This is a genomic window from Microcoleus sp. Pol17C6 (assembly GCF_036701145.1).
In the GTDB taxonomy this organism is placed as follows: domain Bacteria; phylum Cyanobacteriota; class Cyanobacteriia; order Cyanobacteriales; family Microcoleaceae; genus Microcoleus.
Window position 1 is genome coordinate 23,798 of sequence record NZ_JAUBQH010000052.1, and the last position, 23,293, is coordinate 47,090.

At 45.3% G+C, this 23,293-nt stretch carries 14 protein-coding genes; 8 read left to right on the top strand and 6 right to left on the bottom strand.

Annotated features, from left to right (window positions below):
• Positions 1 to 144: 144 nt before the first annotated feature.
• The 3 genes from QUA25_RS21940 to pilM all read right to left on the bottom strand — a co-directional run bounded on the left by QUA25_RS21940 (position 145) and on the right by pilM (position 3,342).
• A complete protein-coding gene (locus QUA25_RS21940) occupies positions 145 to 945 on the bottom strand; it encodes a pilus assembly protein PilO (RefSeq protein WP_333041253.1) in 801 nt (266 codons plus the stop codon).
• Positions 942 to 1,841: a PilN domain-containing protein gene (locus QUA25_RS21945; protein ID WP_333041254.1), complete on the bottom strand. Its 900-nt coding sequence runs from the start codon at positions 1,839 to 1,841 to the stop codon at positions 942 to 944. Before QUA25_RS21945 ends, QUA25_RS21940 begins: the two co-directional genes overlap by 4 nt.
• Before the next feature lie 406 nt (positions 1,842 to 2,247).
• Complete coding sequence (gene pilM, locus QUA25_RS21950; protein WP_333041255.1) at positions 2,248 to 3,342, bottom strand: type IV pilus assembly protein PilM; 1,095 nt, start codon at positions 3,340 to 3,342, stop codon at positions 2,248 to 2,250.
• 451 nt (positions 3,343 to 3,793) lie between these two features.
• Between pilM and QUA25_RS21955 the strand changes: the two genes are divergently transcribed.
• A complete protein-coding gene (locus QUA25_RS21955) occupies positions 3,794 to 5,077 on the top strand; it encodes a sugar ABC transporter substrate-binding protein (protein WP_333041256.1) in 1,284 nt (427 codons plus the stop codon).
• A gap of 392 nt (positions 5,078 to 5,469) precedes the next feature.
• Positions 5,470 to 6,045: a Uma2 family endonuclease gene (locus QUA25_RS21960; protein WP_333041257.1), complete on the top strand. Its 576-nt coding sequence runs from the start codon at positions 5,470 to 5,472 to the stop codon at positions 6,043 to 6,045.
• A gap of 5 nt (positions 6,046 to 6,050) precedes the next feature.
• Here the strand turns inward: QUA25_RS21960 and QUA25_RS21965 are convergent, their stop codons facing one another.
• On the bottom strand, positions 6,051 to 7,313 hold the full coding sequence (locus QUA25_RS21965; protein WP_333041258.1) for a folylpolyglutamate synthase/dihydrofolate synthase family protein: 1,263 nt from the start codon (positions 7,311 to 7,313) through the stop codon (positions 6,051 to 6,053).
• A gap of 58 nt (positions 7,314 to 7,371) precedes the next feature.
• On the opposite strand from QUA25_RS21965, the gene QUA25_RS21970 reads away from it, so the two are divergent.
• Together QUA25_RS21970 and QUA25_RS21975 are read left to right on the top strand one after the other, a co-directional pair.
• Positions 7,372 to 8,187, top strand: a complete 816-nt coding sequence (locus QUA25_RS21970) for an NgoPII family restriction endonuclease (RefSeq protein WP_333041259.1) — start codon at positions 7,372 to 7,374, stop codon at positions 8,185 to 8,187.
• Between the two features lie 19 nt (positions 8,188 to 8,206).
• On the top strand, positions 8,207 to 9,313 hold the full coding sequence (locus QUA25_RS21975) for a DNA cytosine methyltransferase (protein WP_333041260.1): 1,107 nt from the start codon (positions 8,207 to 8,209) through the stop codon (positions 9,311 to 9,313).
• Between the two features lie 161 nt (positions 9,314 to 9,474).
• Here the strand turns inward: QUA25_RS21975 and QUA25_RS21980 are convergent, their stop codons facing one another.
• Complete coding sequence (locus QUA25_RS21980; protein WP_333041261.1) at positions 9,475 to 10,692, bottom strand: glycosyltransferase; 1,218 nt, start codon at positions 10,690 to 10,692, stop codon at positions 9,475 to 9,477.
• 129 nt (positions 10,693 to 10,821) lie between these two features.
• Positions 10,822 to 11,673 (bottom strand): 16S rRNA (cytidine(1402)-2'-O)-methyltransferase, encoded by an 852-nt coding sequence (gene rsmI, locus QUA25_RS21985; protein WP_333041262.1) that lies wholly within the window; start codon positions 11,671 to 11,673, stop codon positions 10,822 to 10,824.
• A 69-nt stretch (positions 11,674 to 11,742) separates the two neighbouring features.
• Between rsmI and QUA25_RS21990 the strand changes: the two genes are divergently transcribed.
• The 4 genes from QUA25_RS21990 (at position 11,743) to QUA25_RS22005 (ending at position 23,111) form a co-directional block, all read left to right on the top strand.
• Positions 11,743 to 12,600, top strand: coding sequence for a sugar kinase (locus QUA25_RS21990; protein WP_333041263.1), 858 nt, complete (start codon positions 11,743 to 11,745; stop codon positions 12,598 to 12,600).
• A gap of 232 nt (positions 12,601 to 12,832) precedes the next feature.
• Positions 12,833 to 13,957: a cupin-like domain-containing protein gene (locus tag QUA25_RS21995; protein WP_333041264.1), complete on the top strand. Its 1,125-nt coding sequence runs from the start codon at positions 12,833 to 12,835 to the stop codon at positions 13,955 to 13,957.
• A gap of 98 nt (positions 13,958 to 14,055) precedes the next feature.
• Complete coding sequence (locus QUA25_RS22000; protein ID WP_333041265.1) at positions 14,056 to 14,934, top strand: 3'(2'),5'-bisphosphate nucleotidase CysQ; 879 nt, start codon at positions 14,056 to 14,058, stop codon at positions 14,932 to 14,934.
• 332 nt (positions 14,935 to 15,266) lie between these two features.
• The gene (locus QUA25_RS22005) at positions 15,267 to 23,111 is read left to right on the top strand and encodes a DUF4347 domain-containing protein (RefSeq protein ID WP_333041266.1); all 7,845 of its coding nucleotides are present in this window, start codon (positions 15,267 to 15,269) and stop codon (positions 23,109 to 23,111) included.
• Positions 23,112 to 23,293: the final 182 nt, after the last annotated feature.

Sequence of the window (23,293 nt, forward strand, 5' to 3'; positions counted from 1 at the left end):
TTTTGATTGCCATATATTTTTTTTGGTGGCATTCATATTTTTTTACTTCTACCTTCAATCTTCAAAATTAAACCTTCGGCCTTCTCTTTGTTTGTGAAAAAGCAAGTTGGGAACAATAGCTAATATCTATCCGCCCAACAACCGCTACTTAGCACCAGGACTCGGAGCCGGAGTTGGCGGTTTTTCTTCTTGCTTTAACGGCAGCAGCGCGTGCAAGTCAAAAGCAGTTTTAATTTTAGTTGGCGGCTGCTCCACAGGAACTATTTTCCCCTTCAAAAAATCAACCTCAATTGGCTGATTTGATGCTAGCAATTCAGATTTCAAATTCCTAACTACCAACAGCGACTGCATCAACTCCAAGTTACGCATAAAATTGCGGGTTTGAGCGAAAGTGCCTTCAAACTCTACCTTAAATTTTTTGCGTCTGAGCTTGCCAGCCAGGGACGGTCCGAAGGAGGTATCTGCCAGAATATCAGGGTCTGGAGCTCCCGGCGCGGCGGTTGCTGCTGCTGGGGGCATATCCGGCTCAAATTTGGTAATTTTAGCCTTGAGGTCATCTCCTTGCACGCCGGCGTTGATTCTATTAACGAGTTGGGTCATGTCAAGCAAAAGCGTGTTGGCGCTGGCGTCGCTGGCAAACATTGCCGTCACGTTTGCCCGGCGCTGTTTTGCTTCTTCTTGCTTTGCTTCTGCTTCTGCCTTTTTTTGAATTTGAGTTTGCAATTGCAGTTGCGTTTGCTCGCTTTCGCTAAGTTTTTGCTTGAATGCGTCTCTTTTTTGGAATTCGGGCAGTACGAACTGGTAGCCAATGCCACCGGCAATGACGAGGCCGAGAACCGCGATGCCGATTGCTTGGACTTGGGGTGTCAGCTTAATGCCGAATATTTCCTGACCCCCTGTCTCTTCTGCTTGTGCGCCGCTGGGAATAAACTGATTTGCTGTCATTGTTTTTTCACCTCTGGTTTTTGTGGTTCTAGCACTCCTTTTTCTTGAAGTGTTTCTATCCGTATTGCTAGGCCGTCTGCTTGCTTGCTTCGCAGCTCGGGGAGCAACTCGGAGGCCCCCGTCGGGCTGAGTGTCGTTTCAATTTTATATTCCACCACCGGTCGCAGTTTGGGAAGTTCTGCTGGTGCTGCGTTTTCGTTACGCACTTGTAATTGTGCGGGGTTGTTTTTTAATGTGGCCGCTATCAGTTTTGTATCGGTGTTAAGGAAGAAAGGAGAGCGCTGGACTAGCAACATAAAGTCGTTAACTTGAGCAAAGGTACTGGCTATCCCTGAAATTTGTACTTTTGATGCCTGCTGCGGGACGACGGGGGGGGGAGGTGCTGCCGGGGTGGGGCTGGCTGCTGGAGACGGACTCGCCCCTGGGGAGGCTGCGGGAGTTGCAGCAGGGGGTGGGGGTGCTGCTGCAACGGGGGAGGGACTTGGGTCGATTTGCTCGATTTTGCCAATTTGGACTCCCGCCGGAGTACGAGCACTGAGGTCTTGCAGCATCGCCGACCAAGGCTTAATTTGGTCGAATACTCCGGCTAATGCTTTGTATTCCGCGGTAACTTGGTCGGTTTCGGCGTTGATGGCTTTGATGGTGTTGGCTTGAGTGTTTAACTTGGCCAGTTCTTGGTCGATGGCTTCTTGTTTTGTGGCCAAGCTGGTATTTTCATTAGTCGCCCACCACCAGGCGCCCATGACTGCGGCGATGATGCCAAGGGCAAACAGCGTCGCCCCATATATGGGCAGTTGGTCTTTGGCTCCACCGGAACTTTTTTTAGCTGGGCTTTTGGTTGCAACGGGTTTGTAGTCGGGACGGTCGTTGAGAAAATTAATATCTAGGCTGTACATGGCTTCACTCGATTTTATAGCAGAAGGTAGAAGGCAGAAGGCACAAGGTAAAAGGTAGAAGGCACGAGGTAGAAGGTAGAAGGTAGAAGGAAAAAGTGATCTAGCGTTTATGTTTCAGGAATTAAGAATGTCCTAACAGTCTTGGCTGTTGCTATAGATTTAAATTTGAAATTTGAGATTTTAGACAGAACCCAAGATTGCTGGTACAAGTGAAGGATTTATTTAGGGAAGAAAGAAACAACTTTCTGCCTTCTACTGAAGGAAGGGGCTGCTTCTACCTCAGATATATTCTACCTTCTATCTTCTACCTCCAATATTCTACCTTCTGCTTTCTGCCTTCTTCTTTTGGAAGGGGTTTTTACCTAAAATTCTCAAATCTGTTTTTCTCTCATCTAAAACTGTTAGGTCACATAACCTCCCTTAGTCCTAAACCTAGGGCGACTCCTAAACCTGCTCGCTGTTCTGGGGTAATTTCTTGGCTGATTTCGAGTCCTAGGGTTTCGATGGGATCGACTTGAGATGCGGGCAAGCTTAATCTTTGCATAAAAAATTCGTCTAGTTTGCCGATCGCAGCTCCAGGACCTGCTAGCAGCAGTTGCGCTACTTCGAGTTCTTCGCTCTGGTTGAGGTAAAAGTCTACTGAGCGGCGCAGTTCGTCTGCTAGTTCTCCCAATACTTTAATCATCGCATTTGTGCCGGGATTGGCGTCTCCCGATGCGCCCATTGTATCTGTGACAGGCAGGGTCATGCCTTGCAGTTCGCTGGTGTCTCTGGTTGGCGGCAGGTTCATGGCTTGGTTGAGGGCGGTCTGGATTTGGTAGGTGCCGATCGGGATGGTACGGTTGAACTGAGGTATACCGTCCACTACTATAGCTAACTCGGTGCTGTCAAATTCTATTGCGGTGAGAACTGCGGCTTCTTGGGACGAAAATTGTTGCAGTTGGTCTTTGAGAGTGCGGATTAGGGCAAAGCTGGTTACTTCTAGTACGTCTATAATCAGTCCGGCTTCTTTGAAAGTTTCGATGTATGTGTCGGTAACTTCTCTGCGGGTGGCTACTAACACGACTTGCACTTTTTCTACTCCGTCGTCATCTACAAATAGGCCTATTTTTTGATAGTCTACGTCGGCGTCTTCTCTGGGAAACGGCAAGTACAGTCCTGCTTCTGCGTTCATGTAATCTCGCAGTTCTTCTTCGTTGAGCTCTGCGGGAACAGGGATGAGGCGGATGACGGCTTCGCGGCCGGGAATGGCTGTGGCTACTCGCTTGGCTTTGATTTTGTTTTCGGCGAGGACGGCGCGTATGAGTTCTGCCATCCCCGGCGGATCGACTATTTGTCCTTCTTGTACTATGTCTTCGGGAACTTCTATTGAGGCTAGGGTGGCTAATTTTAATGTCTGAGCTTTCTTTTCGAGCTGAATGATGTTGATGCGGTCTGGGGCTATTTCGATCCCGATTCCTGGCTGGCGTTGGGAAAGTAGACCTTTGAAAAAGTTAACCATGTGATTGGGTCGCCGGTAATTGCTATTTTTTTCTTTTGTAGTTGGCCAGCCTGATTAAGCGCGCCCGGTGTTGGAGGGTTGGTTTCCAACTGCCGAGAGAGTGCTGTAATCTCGGTATCCCGCCGTAGCTGCGCAGCTCTGTCTGTGTTGCGCGATCGCTAGTTCCGATTTTATGCTATCCAATTTACTTGACAATAGCTATTCTGCTGCGAATGTCAATAAATTCCAGCTCTATCGACCGAAAACCTGCCGATTCTGCACAAAAACAGACTATCTCGCTCCTGGGCCCAGGTACAAAACTCTGTTACTGACTCGATGCGCTTGATTCGGGCGATTCCCTACCCTACCCTACGGGAACCCCTACGGGGAACGGGAACCCCTGCGGGGAAAGGGATAGCTTCGCTTCACGCTTTTTTGTCTGACGGTTCCGATAACTCTCAAATTTTATTCTATGAAACGTAAATCTTGGCAACTGTTTGCTGTTTTTGGACTGGTGGGGCTGCTGCTGGCTGCGGTGGTGAGTTGCGGCAAGCCTGCTGTTAATTCCCAGGCAAATAATACGCAGGAAATCGAGTTCTGGACTATGCAGCTTCAACCTCAGTTTACTGAGTATTTCAACAAGACGATCGCCGGTTTTGAAGCGGAAAATCCGGGGGTGAAGGTGCGCTGGGTGGACGTTCCTTGGTCGGCGATGGAAAGCAAGATTTTGGGGGCTGTTTCGGCTAAAACTGCGCCGGATGTGGTTAACCTAAATCCCGATTTTGCTTCGCTGTTGGCGGGACGCAATGCTTGGCTGGATTTGGATTCTCGGATTCCGCAGCAAGTTCGATCGACCTATCTGCCAAATATCTGGAAAGCTGGCGTACTCGACGGCAAGAGTTTTGGCATTCCTTGGTATCTCACGACTGGGGTAACTATTTACAATACGGAGTTGTTGAAGAAGGCTGGAATTGCTAAGCCTCCTGCTACTTATGCCGAGTTGGCAACTGTTGCCAAGCAGGTGAAGGAAAAGACTGGTAAGTTTGCTTTTTTTGTGACTTTTGTGCCGGAAGATTCGGCGGAGGTTTTGCAATCTTTCGTGCAGATGGGTGTGCCTTTGGTTGACGCTAAAGGCAAGGCGGCTTTTAATACTGCTAAGGGCAAAGCTGTTTTTCAGTATTGGGTAGATTTGTACAAAAACGGACTTTTGCCGCAGGATGTTTTGGTGCAGGGACACCGCAGGGCGATCGAGCTTTATCAAGCTGGGGAAACTTCTTTGTTGGCTTCCGGGCCTCAGTTTTTGAAGGCGATTTCTGAGAATGCTCCTAGTATTGGTGCTGTTTCGGCTGCTGCGCCTCAAATTACGGGGGAAACAGGCAAGAAGACTGTGGCGGTGATGAATTTGGTTGTGCCCCGCGACAGCAAGCGCCCTGATGATGCTGTCAAGTTTGCTCTGTATGTCACTAATTCTCAAAATCAGTTGGCTTTTGCTAAGGCTGCTAATGTTTTGCCTTCTACGGTTGAGGCTTTGCAGGACGATTATTTTAAGACAGTTGCTGCTGATGCTCCTGCTGCCGATCGCGCTCGGGTTGTTAGTGCTTCTGGGTTGAGTTCCGCCGAGCTATTGATTCCGCCTCTCAAGGATGTTAAGAAGCTGCAAAAGGCGATTTATGACAATTTGCAGGCGGCAATGTTGGATGAGAAGTCGGTAGACCAAGCTGTGGCTGATGCGGCTAAGGCTTGGGATCAAAGGTAGTTTTGAATTGCAGCAGGGGCGGGATTTTATTTGCTCTAGCCCCTTGCTTTTTTCTGCAAATTGACATATTATTAAATAATAGCAAGCTGTGCCGCCATATATATCAGCATATAAGCTTTTAAGTTATTATCGAATGATGAAATTATCGCCTCTTCACAAGGCGGAGTCGGAGGAGAACTCTGGATAAGACAATCTCCAATATTTTAAAAGTAAATGTTTGTTGATAAGAAGGCTTGCTCATCCCAGAAACCGAGTTTATTTATCCCGTGCGATCGCCTTTCTCAATTCAGCTTGATTGAATATTTGTAGGAATATAGCCTGAATTCCTCAAATATTCAGAAATTTAACTCGTGTTAAAATCAAAGCTCAGCTCAGAATAGGATAAAATTCTTATGCCAGCGATGACACTCAAAGATTTAAACCAAGTTCAAACCCTTTTTTCCGAAGCGGGTTTAGATTACAAAATTGAACTAGAAGACGGGAGACTTTCAATTGTGGGGCCATCAGACATCGTATCCAGTGAAATCAGCAGTATTTTGATTCGCTTGCTGGGTAACTGGGTTTATCCCCGCCGCTTGGGGAGAGTCTTTGACTCCGCAGGCGGTTTCATCATGCCGGATACGAATGTCAAAGCACCGGATGTTTCTTTTGTGCGCGCCGCCCGCTTGCGCCAAAGTCCCCGTTATTTTGGAGAACTTGTCCCCGATTTGGTGGTTGAGATTAAATCTCAGAGCGATCGCATTAAGCTTATAGAAACCAAGGTTTTGAAGTTTATAGAGCTGGGTGCGATCGTCGGAATTCTGATCGATCCTGATGAAGAAACAGTGACTATTTATCGCTCTACAGGTGAACCGACTGTTTTAGGAAATGGCGATATCTTAACAGTAGCAGAACTTTTTCCCGGTTGGGAATTGCCCGTTTCGGAATTGTGGCCTCCTATCTTTACTGAGGAAGAAACACAATTCTGATGGGTTTAAGCTTGGGATTGTTGTTGCAGATAATAGCCGACGAGATAAAGCGAACCGCAAAGGATTGTTAGGTTGTCGCCTGTAACAGCAGCATCTAAAGCTGTTTTTAAGTCGGGGAAGGCTTGACAGAGAGTTAATTCGGGGCAGATAATTTGAGCTAGGGCGGCTAATTCTGCAGGGGATGATGAGTTTTGATCGGGTACGGGTACTAGGTAAAGTCGATCGCCCTTTTTGAGTAATGCTTTCAAAATATCATCGCAGTCTTTAGTCGCCAGAATGCCGATTACCCAGTTAATCGGTGACGCGTGATTGTTCAGGCGATCGACATATTCACGCAGGGCGATCGCTGCGGCGGGGTTATGCGCGCCGTCAATTAATATATTGCGGTTTTTCCAAGTTGTCTGCTGAAGTCTTCCGGGCCATTGGGTTTTAGCGATACCGTTTTCGATGGCGGTTGGGGAAATTTGCCATCCTTGGTTTTGGAGAGTTTGCAAAGTTGCGATCGCAATTGCTGAATTCATTAATTGAATTTTTCCCAGCAGCGGCAATTGATATTTTATTTTAACCGCATTTTGATTTAACTGATATTCTGTGAATCCTTGTCCTAAATCTATTGCTGGTTTTACCCAAGTTGCCGGACAGTCTAATTCTTGAATGCGTTTTTCTACTACTATTCTAGCTGATTCTGGCAATTCTCCGATAACTGCCGGACATTTTGATTTAAGAATTCCCGCTTTTTCCCCAGCAATATCAGCGACGGTGGGGCCGAGTATTTGCCAGTGTTCGAGACTGATAGAAGTGATGACGCTAGCGAGAGGTGTTTCGCAAACGTTAGTCGCGTCTAACCTTCCTCCTAATCCAGTTTCTATGACTGCGATGTCTGTTTTTTGTTCAGCGAAATACAGCCAAGCTGCGGCGGTGATTATTTCAAATTGAGTGGGAGTTTCGGTGTTGTTTTCGGTGGCGGCGACAACTCGTTCTAGACACTGCTGCAATTCTGTTGGGGAAATCGGTTTTTGGTTGATGCAAATTCTTTCTGTCCAATCTATTAGGTGCGGGGATGTGTAGCGTGCAACTCGATAGCCTGCTTCTGTTAGTACGGAAGAGAGATAAGCGCAAACGGAACCTTTGCCATTGGTGCCGGCAACGTGGATAATGGGTACTTGTTTGTGGGGGTTGTCTAGTTTTTTTAGAAGTTGGTGAATACTTTCTAGACCGAGGTGGACGCCAAAGTGTTGGTAAGATTTGAGGATGGAGTTTGCATTCATTGAGGATCTCTGCTATGATTAGCTCTGGTTTAATTGCGTTCTCTATTTTTTATAGCCAATGACGAATATACTGGAAGCGATCGCTACAATTATTAATCACCCTATACCTGACTTACCCAGTTCTACAGCATTCGAGTCTTTTGTCAAGGATGCTTTTGCCAATGCTATAAATGAACCGGAACCCAGCAAACATGAAAAGTACGATGAAGTATTTTCTTGGATTCGTACCAATCAGAGTAATCCTCCAAATTTAATGATCAGAAATGGCGATGCCATAGAAGTCTATAAAATACAAACTCCCAAGGGTTCGATTCAATTAAATAGTTCCTATCCCAAATCAAAATTATTTTCTGACAATCCACAAATTACATTAGTTTGTCGTGAGTGTGAAACATGGACAGAAAAGGATATTATTTATGCAATTGGAGTCATAAGTAAAGAATATTTGAAAACCCTATGGCTTATTTATGGTGATTGCTATGCTGCTAGCCAAGAATATTATGAAGGGATTAAAGAGCAGATAGCCAGTGGAATTAATGCAATTTCCGATGTCGAATTTAGTGAAACCGAAGAGTTAGGTAGAGTAAATAAACTAGACCCGTTAAGTATAACATCCTTAAGAATTAGACCAATGTGGCTCATAAATAATCCTTCCACTGTTTTTGATTATGTAAATACAGGATATGACCCTAAGAAAAATTTTCAGATAATCGCCATACTGAAGGAAAGTAAATATTTGTCTTTTCCACTTGACAGCAGAACAAAGATCGAATCCATCTCAGTTCCCGGATTTAATATTAATACTCAGTCGATTAAATGTCCCGATAATGCTGACAACCTCATACCTGCTAAAATTATTACTTACAAAATCTAACACTAAAGGCAAAGGCATTATGAATATCATATCTCTGTTTGCAGGATGTGGTGGGTTGGATTTGGGCTTTCGACAGGCGGGATTTAATATTGTTTGGGCGAATGAGTGCGATCGCACTATTTGGGGTACCTACGAGTTCAACCATCCTGACACTATTTTAGATAAAAGAGATATCAGAAAAATCCCTTCTGATGAAATTTCCAAGTGTATTGGGATTATCGGCGGGCCTCCTTGTCAAAGTTGGAGTGCGGCGGGCGCGAAACGGGGAATTGATGACAGTCGGGGTCAACTTTTCTGGGAGTATATCAGAATTGTGCGGGACAAGCAGCCTTTGTTTTTCTTGGCTGAGAATGTTAGGGGCATCTTAGCCCCCAGAAACAAGGATGCTTTCACTTATATATTATCGCAGTTTGAGGAAATTGGATATCGGGTTTCGTTCAAGTTGCTGAATGCCAAAAATTTTGGTGTGCCGCAAGATAGGCAAAGGGTGATTGTTGTTGGTTATCGGGAGAATCTGGGTTTAGGTTTTGAGTTTCCTGAACCTGGAACCGATGTTTTAACCCTGAAAGATGCGATTTTTGATTTGCAGGAGATCGCCCCAATGTCAGTTAAGGGTAAATTAGATAATTATCACGATTCTGTCCCGAATCACGAATGTGCAGATTTGGGATTTTCGAGCATTTATATGTCGCGAAATCGAGTTAGAAGCTGGGGTGAACCTTCGTTTACAATTCAGGCAAGCGGCAGACACGCACCTCTGCACCCTCAAGCTAACAAAATGATTTTGGTTGGCAAAGATAAGCGCATTTTTGACCGCAACTCGCCTCTGCCTTACCGTCGCCTTTCTGTGCGAGAGTGTGCGAGAGTTCAGACTTTCCCGGATGAGTTTATTTTTAAGTACAAGTATATTGCTGACGGATACAAAATGGTCGGCAATGCAGTACCTGTTAAGTTAGCTCGGGTACTAGCAAGCAAGATACATCAAGATATTAAAGAATCTGAAAAACCAGGTTTGAGGAAAAGAAAAAATCAAGCTGATTCTTCGACTCAGTTAAGTTTATTCGGTTCTGAATTAGAAATCACAGCTAAGACAAATAAAAAAGACTTTGCCCAAATAAATAATTAAAAATATCACAATTATAGTTTGGGCAAGCATTCCAATGAAACTGAATGTCCACTCCTGTTGAATTTACTAGGCTTAGAATGGGAATTTACGTCTGACGTAAAAAATAAATCTCTGGCACAAGCAAAATCTTAGGGTGCGTTGACTCAGGCTATTTTGATATGTTATTTGAATTTTGTTAACTCGCCGAGGTTCTGCTGAATCGCATTTATTCCGCGCAGGTGAGAAATGGGTGAACCTCCGTACAAAAAGCTATTCAAGCTGACTTGATAATTTTGCTGAACTGCTAAATCTAGCCACAAATTGTTAATCGCATCTCCGGGCTTGTAGTCGGGAATGTTGTGCTGATAGTAAGGAAAACTGTCTATACAAGTATTGAAAAAGTTCTTGCGCCCGGAATGCTTTAAATACTGATATCGTGGTCTGAATTCTGTCCGATTTTCCAATACTGTATATATAGTATCGGCGAGAGATTCTGGGTTGAATTTAGCATAAAGCCCTGCACCTTCGGGGAAAACGGGCGAGTCTCCTCTGGCGTATTGATTGAATTCTTGGAAACAAATTACTGGTACGTTGCAACTCATGGCTTCCATGATGGCTCGGTTTTTTCCTTCGAGGAGAGAACCGAGTACAAATGCTTTTGCTCGCGAATAATACAGGGGCATTTCGCTGTAGTAGTCTACTCTCGGTACTAAGCTAATGTAGTCCTTGGGATTGGTTAAAATTGTCTCGATTTGTCGCCATTCGTTTAAGGCGCATTCGTCGAGAGTGTTCAGGTTGCTAGGATCAAAGTCGTGTCCGGTGATAACTGTTAATTTTATCGGTTTTTGCGGGTATTTTTGGCGGTAAACTTTTAAGGCTTTGGCAATTGTTGGCAAGTTCTTTTCTTCGGAAATTCGGGCGACGGCGAGTAAATCGATGTCTTTTTCAGGGACATTCCTGGGGGAAATCCAGTATTCGTTGATGAAGTCGCAGTCTTGTAAGGGTATAGTTGGTTTGTGCGCGCGCTCAGGATACGTTTCGCGAAACCATTTATCCCGTTGCGGGTTTTTGTACAAGCTGGAGTAAGCATCGGCTATGGGTGCCCAGGAATATCCAATCCAGGGGGCATAGGTAAAGGAATGAAAGACTGATGATAATCCGGGAAATAGTTTGTTGATTAGTTCGACTGCTTCGCTGAAGTAAATTCCTTTGATGAATTTTCCTTCGTACATCAATGGGGGAAGCAAGACGTAAAAACTGACGGTCTCGAAGCGGTGGGGTTGATCCTCAAATATCTCCCAGGTAAAGGCGTCTAAGTCTGCATAAATCTCGGCGATTGGTTTGTTGATGTGGGGGTTGCGTAAATATGGTTTGTGTCGCTCGTAGTTGCCGCGTGCCATAGGTTTTTATAGTATGATTGTAAGTATTACTTCAACTTCGGTCTTCTTTCTGACTACTGACTTGTGGTCAATAATTAATCCGTGTATGCGTGTCAAAATCGGTGGCGTGCATTCCTTCTATTATAATCATTAACTGTCGTCTAGTGTCAGGGCGAGTTGGTAGATTTGGCGGCGGGGGAGGGATGTTTGTTGCGCTAGCTGGCGGCTGGCTTGGGAACGACTTATGCCTTCTGCAATTAATGTTTGCAATTCTGCTTTGATGGCGTCTTCGGAAAAGATTGGTGCGGCTGTTTGGATGCCGGCAATTACGAGGGTAAATTCTCCCTGGGGTTCGCGATTGGTGTAAAGATCGATCGCACTTTCTATACTACCACGCCAAAACTCTTCGTGCATTTTAGTTAACTCTCTCGCCAGCACAATCGGTCTGTCGCTTCCTAAAATATTTGCTAAATCTTGTAAAGTTTGTCGCAATCGGTGGGGAGATTCGTATAATATTATAGTGCGAGATTCTATTTGCAAAGCTTCTAAACTCTGTTGGCGTTCTTGACCTTTCACGGGTAAGAAACCTTCAAATACAAATCTCTCTGTGGGTAATCCTGATGCAGTTATGCCAACAATGCAGGCGGTCGGGCCGGGAATCGGAATAATGTTAATATTAGCATCCGCGCAAGCTTTGACCAACTCGGAACCGGGGTCAGAAATCCCAGGCATTCCGGCATCTGTGACGAGGGCGATATCTTTGCCTAAATGCAGTTTGTCGATGAGTTCGGGAAGTCGCTGTTGTTGGTTGTGTTCGTGATAGCTGATTTGGGGCGTTTTGATTTGAAAATGGTGCAAGAGTTTGCCTGTATGGCGGGTATCTTCGGCGGCGATGAAGTCTACTGTTTGCAAGATTCGGATGGCGCGAAAGGTCATGTCTTCCAGGTTGCCGATCGGGGTTCCGACGATGTAAAGTGTTCCTGTATTGGGATTTGGCTGCATTTGGATATTTTTTATTTTAACCGCAGATAAAGCACGGGCGGGACGCCCATGCCACATATTTAAGAACTTATGAAAACGGGATTGTTTTTGGGATTGGCGACTTTAGATTTAGTTTATTTGGCCGAGAAGCCTCCGGGTGAAAATCAGAAAGTTGTTGCTTCTGATTGTACCATTGCTGCGGGCGGGCCAGCGGCGAATGCTGCGGTCACTTTTAGCTATTTGGGGAATGCGGCGATATGGGCTGGGGTTTTGGGCACTCACGCGATCGCTCAATTAATTCGTGCAGACTTAGCGGAGTATAATGTCAGGATAATTGATTTGGAGCCAGGGCGATCGCACTCGCCGCCAGTGTCCTCGATTATTGTAACTGAAGCAACGGGCGATCGATCGGTAATTTCCATCAATGCTACGAAATCGCAAGTTGACCGCCAAGTAATTAACCAGGATATTTTAGTAACCGTTAGTATTGTACTGCTGGACGGACATCAAATCGCAGCCAGCCAAGAAATTGCTCAACTTGCCAAGTCAAAAAACATTCCCATTGTCCTCGACGGCGGCAGTTGGAAACCCGGATTAGAGGAAATATTGCCTTTTATAGAATGGGCGGTATGTTCCGATAACTTTCATCCGCCCAACTGCGACAATTCAGAACAAGTCTTTGCTTACCTGTCAGCAGCCGGAATTTCCCATATTGCCATCACTCGTGGCGAAAAATCAATTTTATACCTCAGCAATGGCAGTTATGGCACTGTAGAAGTACCTCAAATTCAAGCCACAGATACTTTAGGCGCGGGCGACATCTTTCACGGGGCTTTCTGTCACTACATTTTGCAAAACAACTTTACCGATACTCTCACTGCAGCGGCTAAAATCGCTTCCCATTCCTGCAAAAACTTCGGAACCCGCGCCTGGATGAATAAGGGTTAATTTTAAATAAAAATTAACCAAACTATCCGGTTAAAACCGCTCAAAGCTAGAAAAATTGAACTGGCAGCACTTGTTGAGTTAAAATCCTGACAGCAAGTTCGACAAAATTTGTGAACTTACCTCTTCTCTTCCTTCGCGCCCTTAGCGCCTTCGCGGTTCGTTAACAAAATTGCTATATTAGTAAGACAAGTTTAAGTCACACAAAACACTCCCAAAACAACATACCCGAATCATGTCTGACCCCCAACCCCTAACTATCACCCTTCCCCCTTTGCGGATTACCCTCACAGAACAACAGCAAGTTAACCTAGAATGGCTGACACAAAACTTGCCCAATCTACTCACCCCAAGCAAACAAGAAGTCCCCGACAATATGAAACAGTGGGTGGCGGCAAACAAATTATTAAATCAACCAGACGCAGAAATCATTCAAGCCCTAATAAGTACGGGCATAGATGCGGAAACAGCCACGGCAGAAGTTAGGGAAATATCCTCTCATCCCTACTTTCAAGCAGGTAGTCAGTACGTGCAGTTATTGCAGAAATTAGAATCGCATCTCAGGATTAGCAATCAATTAGCTGCATTGTCTTCCAAGTTTGGCACAATCGAACGCAAAAGCAGCCTTTCTAGAGAGTATTTTCTCGAAAATTACTACGCCAAAAATACTCCTGTAATTATTACCAACATTATGCACAACTGGAAAGCATTGCAGTTGTGGACGCCAGAGTATTTGCAGCAAAAATACGGCGATACAGAGGTACAAATTCAAGCCAACCGAAATTCCGACCCGAATTACGAAATTAAGATAGAAAATCACAAAAAAATTGTCTTGTTCCGCAAATATGTAGAGATGGTGGTCAAGGGCGGGCCTAGCAACGACTACTACATGGTTGCTAACAACAAAACTCTGGAAAGAGAGGAATTTAAACCCCTATTCGACGACATTGAAATTTTCCCAGAATACCTAAATCCAACGGACACAAAAGGCAGAGTTTTCTTTTGGTTCGGCCCAAAAGGCACGATTACACCGCTGCACCATGATCCAGTTAATTTAATTTTGGCTCAAGTTTCTGGCCGCAAACTAATTAAATTGATTTCTCCACAACAAACACCTCTGCTTTACAATCACGTCGGAGTTTTCAGCAAGGTGGACGGCGAAAATCCTGATTATGACAAATACCCGCTTTACAGAGATGCGAAAATTATTGAAGTGATTTTGGAACCGGGAGAGGCTATCTTTATTCCTGTCGGTTGGTGGCATCATGTAAAATCATTGGAGGTTAGTATTTCGGTTTCGTTTACTAATTTTGTGTTTCCTAATTATTATGAATGGAAATATCCTCATATTAATTGGTAGTTGCTAATCTATGGTTTCCCGGGGCGGGCACGGGGGCACCGCCCCTACAGAAATCTGCGTTAATCGGCGTTCATCTGCGGTTCACAAAAAAGAAATTCATGAAAACTCTCGAAGAAATCAGCGAAATTGCCCGATCGATCGCCTGGAGTGCATCAGATATCCTACAATCCTATTATCGCCAGGATTCCAACACTCCGAACCTCGACATCCAAGAAAAAAAAGATGGCCCCGTCACCGCCGCCGATGTCGCAGTCAATTCTTACATTCTCGACGAATTGCAGTCGGCTTTAGGGAATGCAGAATTTGGCTATCTCAGCGAAGAAACTTACAAATCTTATTTAGAAACTTATGGCAAAGTTCCCTTACCCCAAAGTTGGGTTTGGATTATTGACCCTTTGGATGGAACGCGAGATTTTATTGACAGGACAGGTGAATTTGCCGTTCACATTGCTTTAGCATTCGAGGGAAGACCGGTATTGGCCGTTGTGGCTTGGCCCCAACAGCAAAAGATTTATTACGCGGTACAAAATGCTGGCGCTTTTATGGAAACTCGGGACGGTTCTGCGGTCAAATTGCAGGTTTCGGCGCGAAATATAGTGGCAGATTTATCTATAGTAACTAGCCGCAGTCACCGGGACGATCGCTTTAATCAATTGTTACAAAAACTGCCTTGTCAAAATCAAATAGCTATCGGTAGTATCGGCTGTAAAATTGCGACAATTGTCGAACAAAAGGCTGATGTTTATATTGCTCTTTCGGGAAAGTCTGCACCGAAAGATTGGGATTTAGCGGCACCGGAATTAATTTTGACTGAAGCGGGCGGTCAATTTACTCGTTTTGACGGTTCTACTTTGCAATATAACCGGGGAGATGTGAGTCAGTGGGGGGGATTGTTGGCGAGTAACGGTTTCTGTCACGCTGCTTTGTGCGGGCAAGCCGAGAAGATTTTAGCGGGGATAGATGGGGGTTTGCGGTAGTCAAAAGTTTAGTAGGTGCGTTAGAAGACCGTATTTTCTGCACGACTAATTGCTGACGCACCCTAAAGTATGTATCAAAATTGCTGAGTTTGAAATTTCTGTACAATTGCACTTACGTTTCATAAATATTTGTGGTAAATCAACCTCTCATTTTTTACAGTAATAATACTTAAGTATTTTCCGTATATTTATCAAACTTTTAATTAATCAGGTATTTTTTAAGAAAAATTTACATATATTCCGTAAAAAAACTGTTAGTTTGAGGACGAAAGATGATCGCTCACCGGGTTTTTACGGAGAACGGGTGTGTCTGTATAAATAAAAATTGATAGATGGTTTCGGACGCCAGTCACGAAATAGCGGAATTTTTGTATTTTTTTGAAACCGCAGTCAGGTGGATTATGCCAAATTTAAATATTCCAGTTTCAGTAAGGTCGATCGCCTTTATCGACACTCAAGTTGAAGATTATCAAAGTTTGATTGCCGGAGTAACACCGGGTACGGAAGTAGTTGTTTTGGATGGGAACCGGGATGCGATCGACCAAATTACTCAAATTTTAGCTCTTCGTACCAATATTGACAGCATTCACATTGTTTCTCACGGTGCTCCCGGCAGCTTCCAACTCGGCGACGTTCGCTTTAGTTTAGATGATATAGAGTGCGATCGGCACGATCTACAGCAGTGGTTTTCCCCACGAACCGACTCAATCCCCAACAATCGACCTCACATTCTTTTGTATGGGTGCAACGTAGCAGCAGGCGAGACAGGTAAAGCATTTATAAAACGCCTGAGTGAGTTAACCGGCGCGTCGGTTGCTGCTTCGCAAAACCTCACCGGAAGTGCAGCAAAAGGCGGCGACTGGTTCCTAGAAGTAACATCAGGGAAAATAGCAACACCTTTAGCATTTCGGCCAGAAGTGCTGGCGGCTTACAGCCACGTTCTCTCCAGCTTCAGTACGGCTACTAACTTTAGTGCGGGCTTTTCGCCGACGGCAACTCCTTTTTCTATTAATACGGGCGACTTTAACGGCGACGGTTTCCCCGACTTAGCCGTGGCAAACTTGGGTTCTAGAGATATTTCCATATTGTTGGGAACAGGTACGGGCAGCTTTGGTACTGCTACTAACTTATTTAATCCCGGCAACGAGGTTCCTAATTCCATTGCAGTGCGCGACTTTAATGGAGACGGCAACCTCGATTTAGCTGTAGCCAATCCTATTAGTGGCGCTAACGGCGATTTCGTTTCCATCCGGCTGGGGACAGGTACTGGCACTTTTGGCAATCCTACCAACTTCGGTTCAGGGATAAATCCTCGATCGATCGCTGCGGGCGACTTTAATGGAGATAGCAGGTTAGATTTAGCCACAGCCCCTTTGAATGGCAACAACCTTTCAATTCTTTTGGGAGACGGTACCAGTAGCTTTAGCGATCCCGTTAGCATTAATGCAGGAGCATCTCTTACTATTGCCACAGCCGATTTTAATGGCGATGGCGAACTCGATTTAGTCACATCGAACAATAGCGCCACTAACAATATCTCAGTTTTGTTAGGAGAGGGTACGGGGTACTTTAGCGCCCCCGTTAACTTTAGTGCGGGGACGGGGAATCACTTTGTCGTTACAGGCGACTTTAATGGCGACGGCAACCTCGATCTTGCTGCATCGAATAGCGGTTCTAACAACGTTTCAGTTTTGTTGGGGGATGGTACGGGTAATTTTGGTACTGCTACCAACTTTAGTGTCGGCTTATCTCCCGAATCTGTAATTGCGGGCGACTTTAATGGCGACGGCAAAACCGATTTAGCCGCGTCTAACGGCGGAGATAACAATGTCTCAGTCTTGTTGGGGGATGGTACTGGCAGTTTTGGTACTGCCATCAATTTTAGTGTAGGAAATGTTCCCCGTTCGATCGCTGCGACAGATTTTAATGCTGACGGCCAGTTGGATTTAGCGACGCCGAACTTTACCTCTAAAGATGTCTCAATTCTGCTGAATACACGCAATAAAGTTAATTTCGGTGCGGCTGCTTACAGCGGTACAGAAGGAACAACAGATACAGTAGTTAATATTCCCGTTACTCTCAGCGGCGGGACTCCTTTTGCTGATGTTATTGTACCAATTGCGATCGACCCCAGCAGCACAGCCACAGAAAATTCTGACTACACCATTTCCCCTACATCGATTACATTCCCCGCAGGTGCGACAGGTGTGGAACTCACCCAGAATGTTGCAGTTACTATCAAAGCTGACAATCTCCCTGAAAACGATGAAACCGCAATCCTCAACTTTGACACAATTACAGGTGGCATAGCCGATACAACGGCTCAAACCACATTAACTATTCCAGCCAACGATACTGTTTCAAGCCTGAGTCCGTATCAAATAGACCTCAAAACAGGGACAATTACTGGTGGGTCAAACCAGTTTATTTCTCTAGTAAATACCCCTACCGACTCCAACGCAGACAGTTGGTTAGAAGCCGTAGCAAAAATTAATTTTGACGGCAAGATCAAGAAAGCAAAATTCATCGTTGAATACGACAAAGCCCCGTCAGGATGGACGGTAAATCTCGGTGACTCAGGGTCAAACGACGGCTATGGAGGGGATGGCAGCACTCAAAGCCGCGATGCCGAGATGCAGATTGTTAACGGCAATATGAGCGTTAACGGGAATGACTACAATACACCTCCTGGCGGAGAACTTACCCAAGGAAATGTGCCTAACTTTGTGACTAACGCTTCGAGTGTCGAGTTAGAAGTCAGCAACGAACAACTGGCGTGGGATAACAAAAATGGGCTAAAAAATAGCTTGAATTCGCCGTATCTTTACGCCCTCAACGGCCAAGTTGATGCTACGGGGCCAGTCAATTCCGAGATTTACGCCGGATTTAACAGAGTGATTTCAGGACCAGGCGATCGCATCGGAGCGGGTGCTAGCAAGGTGACAATTCTGCTTAATCCGATCGACTACGCGATTACTGCTGGTGTTGCAACCGTTACTGAAGGCAATGAAGGCAAAACTGCTGCCACTTTTACTGTTACCCGCAGCGGTTGCACTGAGTTGGCAAGCACAGTAGATTATGCGATCGCAGGTACTGCTGACAGTAGCGACTACAAAAACATCGGCGGCACATCCGGTGCAACTGCTGCGACTGGTACGATTAATTTTGCAGCGGGCGAGACATCGAAAACCATTACTCTTGATGTTTTAGGCGATGCGGCGATCGAAACCAATGAAACCCTTGAGGTTACGCTGTCCAATCCCTCGAAATTAGATTCTACACCGACAATTACTACTGCTACTGCCACCACAACTATTACTAATGATGATACTGCCGGTTTCACTGTCAGTCCAAAAGCAATATCAACAACAGAAGCTGGCGGAAAGGCAGATTTCACAGTCAAACTCGATTCTCAACCAACTGCTAACGTTACCATCGGTTTGAGGAGTTCCAACCCAGCAGAGGGAACTGTTTCGACTGATAGCTTAACTTTCACTCCTGCTAACTACAATCAATCGCAAACAATAACGGTGAGTGGTGTTAACGATTTGGTAGCTGATGGCCCTCAACCTTACAAAATTGTCACGGCTGCTGCTGTGAGTACCGATGCTAATTACAATAGCCTCGATCCTGATGATGTCACTGTCACCAACAGTGACGATGACACTCCGGGAATTACAATTAATCCGACGGCGGGATTAATTACTGGGGAAGAGGGCACCAAGGCTAACTTTTCTGTGGTTCTAAATACTCAGCCGACTGCTGATGTGACTATCGGTTTGAACACGGATAATGTTGCCGAGGGAACAGTTTCGACTAATAGTTTAACATTCACTCCGGCTAACTGGAGTGCACCGCAGCAGGTGACAGTAACAGGGGTTGAGGATAGCAGTGCTGACGGCGATATTGACTACAAAATAGTCACGGCTGCTGCTGTTAGTACAGATGTGAATTATAACAACCGAGATGTAGCGGATGTTAGCATTACCAATAAAGACAATGATACCGCTGGTATTTCTATTACTCCCACGCAAACAACTGCTACAGAAGGCGGTGCGAATGGCAGTTATGAGATCGAATTAATGTCGCAGCCGATCGCCCCTGTAACTATAACTCTCACAACAGGTGAGCAGATTCAGGCGATCGCCCCTGTGACTTTCACTGCGGATAATTGGAACGACGCTCAAACAGTTACAGTGCAGGCTGTTGACGATAGGATTGTGGAAGGGGGACACAGCGCTAATCTTACTCACAGTGTGACTAGCACTGATGCTAAGTATAATGTGGTTGTGGTTCCAGGGGTGACAGTGGCGATCGCGGATAACGACACTACACCGACGCCGACGCCAGAACCGCCGACACCGACACCGCCAACGCCTACACCAGAACCGCCGACGCCGACACCGCCAACGCCTACACCGACACCAGAACCGCCGACACCGACACCGCCAACGCCTACACCGACACCAGAACCGCCGACACCGACACCAGAACCGCCGACACCGACACCGCCAACGCCTGGTGGTACCATCGACACACAGAAGAATTGGTGCGGCGTAGAAGCTGGATTGGATAAACTTGAGAAAATTCTTGACGACCAATTACAGGCAGTTAACCTGCCGATTGTCGGCCCCCTCAAGGACATTTCCCCAGATTTTATTGGCGACTTCAAGACTAAGTTAGTCGATACGATTAAAAATTATGGAACTCAAAGTCTGAGTCAGTTAGAAAGTAGCCTCCGCACTGCACTGGGCTCTGACTTCAATGTTGCTTTAACTGAGAATTCCAGTGCTGATGAAAGTACCTTGCTAATTACTCTTGCCAAGCAATATCAGTTTCCGGATCTCAATCTCTCGCAAAATTTAGGAGTGCCGGCATTAAGCTTAGATGTAGATGGAAAAGCCAAATCAAAATACAACTACAACTTGTCCTTAGGAGTTGGTGTTAGTAAAGATTTGGGCTGCTACATAGATACTGACAAAACCAAGTTAACCGCCAACATTGACTTGAACCTAGATGACCAATTCCAGGCTAAAGGCAACTTAGGTTTTTTCCAAGTTGACCTGGCAAACGATACCAACAACCCTACTAAAGTCGATGCCAACCTCGAAGTCAAGCTCAATGACTTAGACAATCTAGGCGGCCCCAATGATGGATCTCGCCTCACCTTGCCAGAACTGCAAGGCAACTATCAGTTTCAAGAGTTATTCAACGCCAGCTTAAGCAGCGAGGCTAATCTCGGTCTCACAGCAAAAACCAGCATCAACGGCAATGCTGCATTCCCCTCGTATAACTTCGACTTAGCAGTTGATTGGCCCATTTTAAATTACGCTAACGGTCAATTCACCGGGCCGCAAAAGCCCGCACTTGCATTTAACAATATGCAACTAGACTTGGGAACATTTGTCAATAATTTTGCTAAACCAATTATCGGTAAAATTTCCGATGTCATTAAACCATTTCGACCAGTTATCAACTTCCTCAATGCTGACACCAAATTACTGTCTAAAATAGGTCTAGCGGAGCCGTTTGATAAAAATGGGGATGGCATAGTCAGTGTACTAGAACTGGCAGCAAAAATCTCTGGTCGCGATATCGATACTCGGTTTTTAGAGGCGGTTGCGAAGGTTGATAAAGTTGTGGAGTTGGCAAACCAAATAGCAAATTCTCCAGATAAAATTGACTTGGGTTCCTACACTCTGGGTAATATAGATGTTGCCGACCCAAGTGCTAATGTTCAGAATGCTTTACCAGTTCCAACAAATGCTGTACAGCAAACGGCTAACCAACAAGTTAACTCCCAAACAAGCGCCAATATCAAGGACTTCTTAAATGCTTTACAAGATATTGATGGCTTTGATTTGCCACTATTGACGAAACCAGAAACCGCGATTCAATTGCTGATAGGTAAACCGGATGTTCCGGTCTTCAGCTATCAGATGCCCAAACTGGGATTTGACTTTAATATCGAGCAAAATTTTCCGATATGGGGGCCGATCGAGGGTTTACTGGAAGGGAATTTTAGTGCTTCAGCTCATCTAGGATTTGGGTACGATACCTACGGATTAAATGAGTGGAAAAACTCGAATTTTGCTGCGGACTCTGCTGACCAAGTTTTGAATGGGTTTTATGTGAGCGATCGCGAAAATGCTGACGGTACAGGGCCAGATGTTGACGAACTCAGTCTTGACGCTAGTATTGCGGTGGGTGCAGGGATAGATGCGAAAATTGTCGAGGGTTATGTCAAAGGTGGAATTCAAGGAAAAGTCGGCATCGATTTGATAGATATTGGAGAATTCCAGCCCAAACAAGGCGGCGACGGAAAAATCCGAACATCGGAAATCACTTCGCGCATCAGCCAACCCTCGGTACTGTTTGATGTCACAGGACAAGTTAATGCTTTCTTGGGTGCTGAAGCTAAGGTAATTTCAGTCAAATTCTGTGAGAAAAGTTTCAAAATATTTGGTAAGCGCTTCCGTATACCTTATCCTTGCGGATTTGATTACACAACAGTCTACGATAATAACTTGGCCACATTTGAGTTAGCTAACTTTAGTTTGGGGCCGAGTTCTAGCACTAGGGGCAGAGCAATTGACGGTTACATGGCCGGGGCTACTGTTTTCTTTGATGGCAACTTTAACGGTATCCGAGATGATAACGAACCCTTCACCATTACTAACGCCGATGGCAGCTTTAACTTAGATGTCTCTCTTGACAAGTTCGACAAAAATAACAGTGGTGATATCGAACAAAATGAAGGCAAAATTGTCCTTACCGATGGCATCGATACTTCTACTTATTTGCCGCAGCAAACCCCCCTCTTTGCCACACCTGATGCTATTGTTGTCACTCCGTTAACTACCCTATTGACCGAGTTGATCGAGCAAGGTAGTGACCAAAATCAGGCCCAAAATCAGGTAAAATCTGCACTGGGAGTGTCGTCAGGAATTGACTTGACTAGCTACGATCCGCTACAGGCAATTACTCAAAACGACCCGAACGGTTTGGCGGTTTATGCAGCACACGCTGAGGTGCAAAATACCATTGTTTTAGTCACAGATTTAATTAGCGGTGCTTCAAATACCCCGAAAAGTGAGATTGCCGATCGCGTAATTTCTGCCGTTGCCAATCAAATTAAATCTGGCACTGTCGATTTAAGCAATTCAACGCAATTGCAGGCGATGATTGAGTCGGCGACGAGTCAACTGCAAGTACCGCAACTATCTAGTATTGCTTCGGATGCTGCCTCTATTATTGCAGAGGGAAATCAGCGAATAAAGGCGATCGTCTCCAGCAATACCTCGCCCTCAGATGCCGCCACAGAAATCGCCCGCATACAAAAAGTTGCACAAGGAGAAGTAGCCCAAGATTTACTGCAAGTCGCAGCCGGAAATAAGACGATTCAGTCGGCGATTTCCGAAAATACTGGTGCATCTCTCAATACCCAAATTCAGTCGGCGACAGCTAACAATCCCACAGTCCGCAATACTGTAGATACTGATGACTCCAGTACACCGTCTACCTCCGAAGAACCTTTCCCCAGCAGCGGTATAGAATTCGTTAAAGATGGGGAAAATTCTACCGAAAGCACAGATGGCGATGATACCATTACGGGCAGCACTAGCGATGATATATTGCGCGGTAAAAAAGGAAATGACTTGCTGTTTAGCCTAGATGGCAACGATTGGATGAATGGCAATCAAGGGAACGACTTAACAGATGGTGGAATTGGTGACGATACTCTCTACGGCGGAAAGGGTTTTGATACTTTGACTGGTGGTGCGGCTACTGACTTCCTTTCTGGCAATCGAGGCGAAGACATCGTAATTGGTGAAAAAGCCGACGATACTCTCTACGGCGGTCAAGGCAATGATATTCTGCTAGGAGGTCAGGGTAACGATTTCCTCAGCGGCGATTTGGGGGATGATACCTTAGTAGGGGATGTAGGGAATGATAAGTTCTTACTCTCTAGCTATTCCGGTATTGATACAATTGATGATTTTGAACTCGGTAAAGACTTGTTAGTATTGGGTAACGGGTTGAGTTTCTCGCAATTGGCAATTGTCCAAGATAGCGGTGCAACTTTAATCCGATTTGCACAAACTGGGGAGATTTTAGCTTCTCTCAGTGGTGTTTCTGCTAGCAGTATTAGTGCGATAAATTTCGGATTGATTTAAGAGAGATTTGAATTCAAGCACTTGTTCTGTGAGAGTTTGAAGTAAGTACGTGAAGCGAAGCTATCCCGTAGGGAATCGCCCGTAAAGATGGTAACGAATAAGTTTTAGATACTGTCTTGACCTGTCAAGGGGTAGCAGTCAAATAATTGGGGTCGAAAGGCTTTTGGGATTTTAAAATCCCA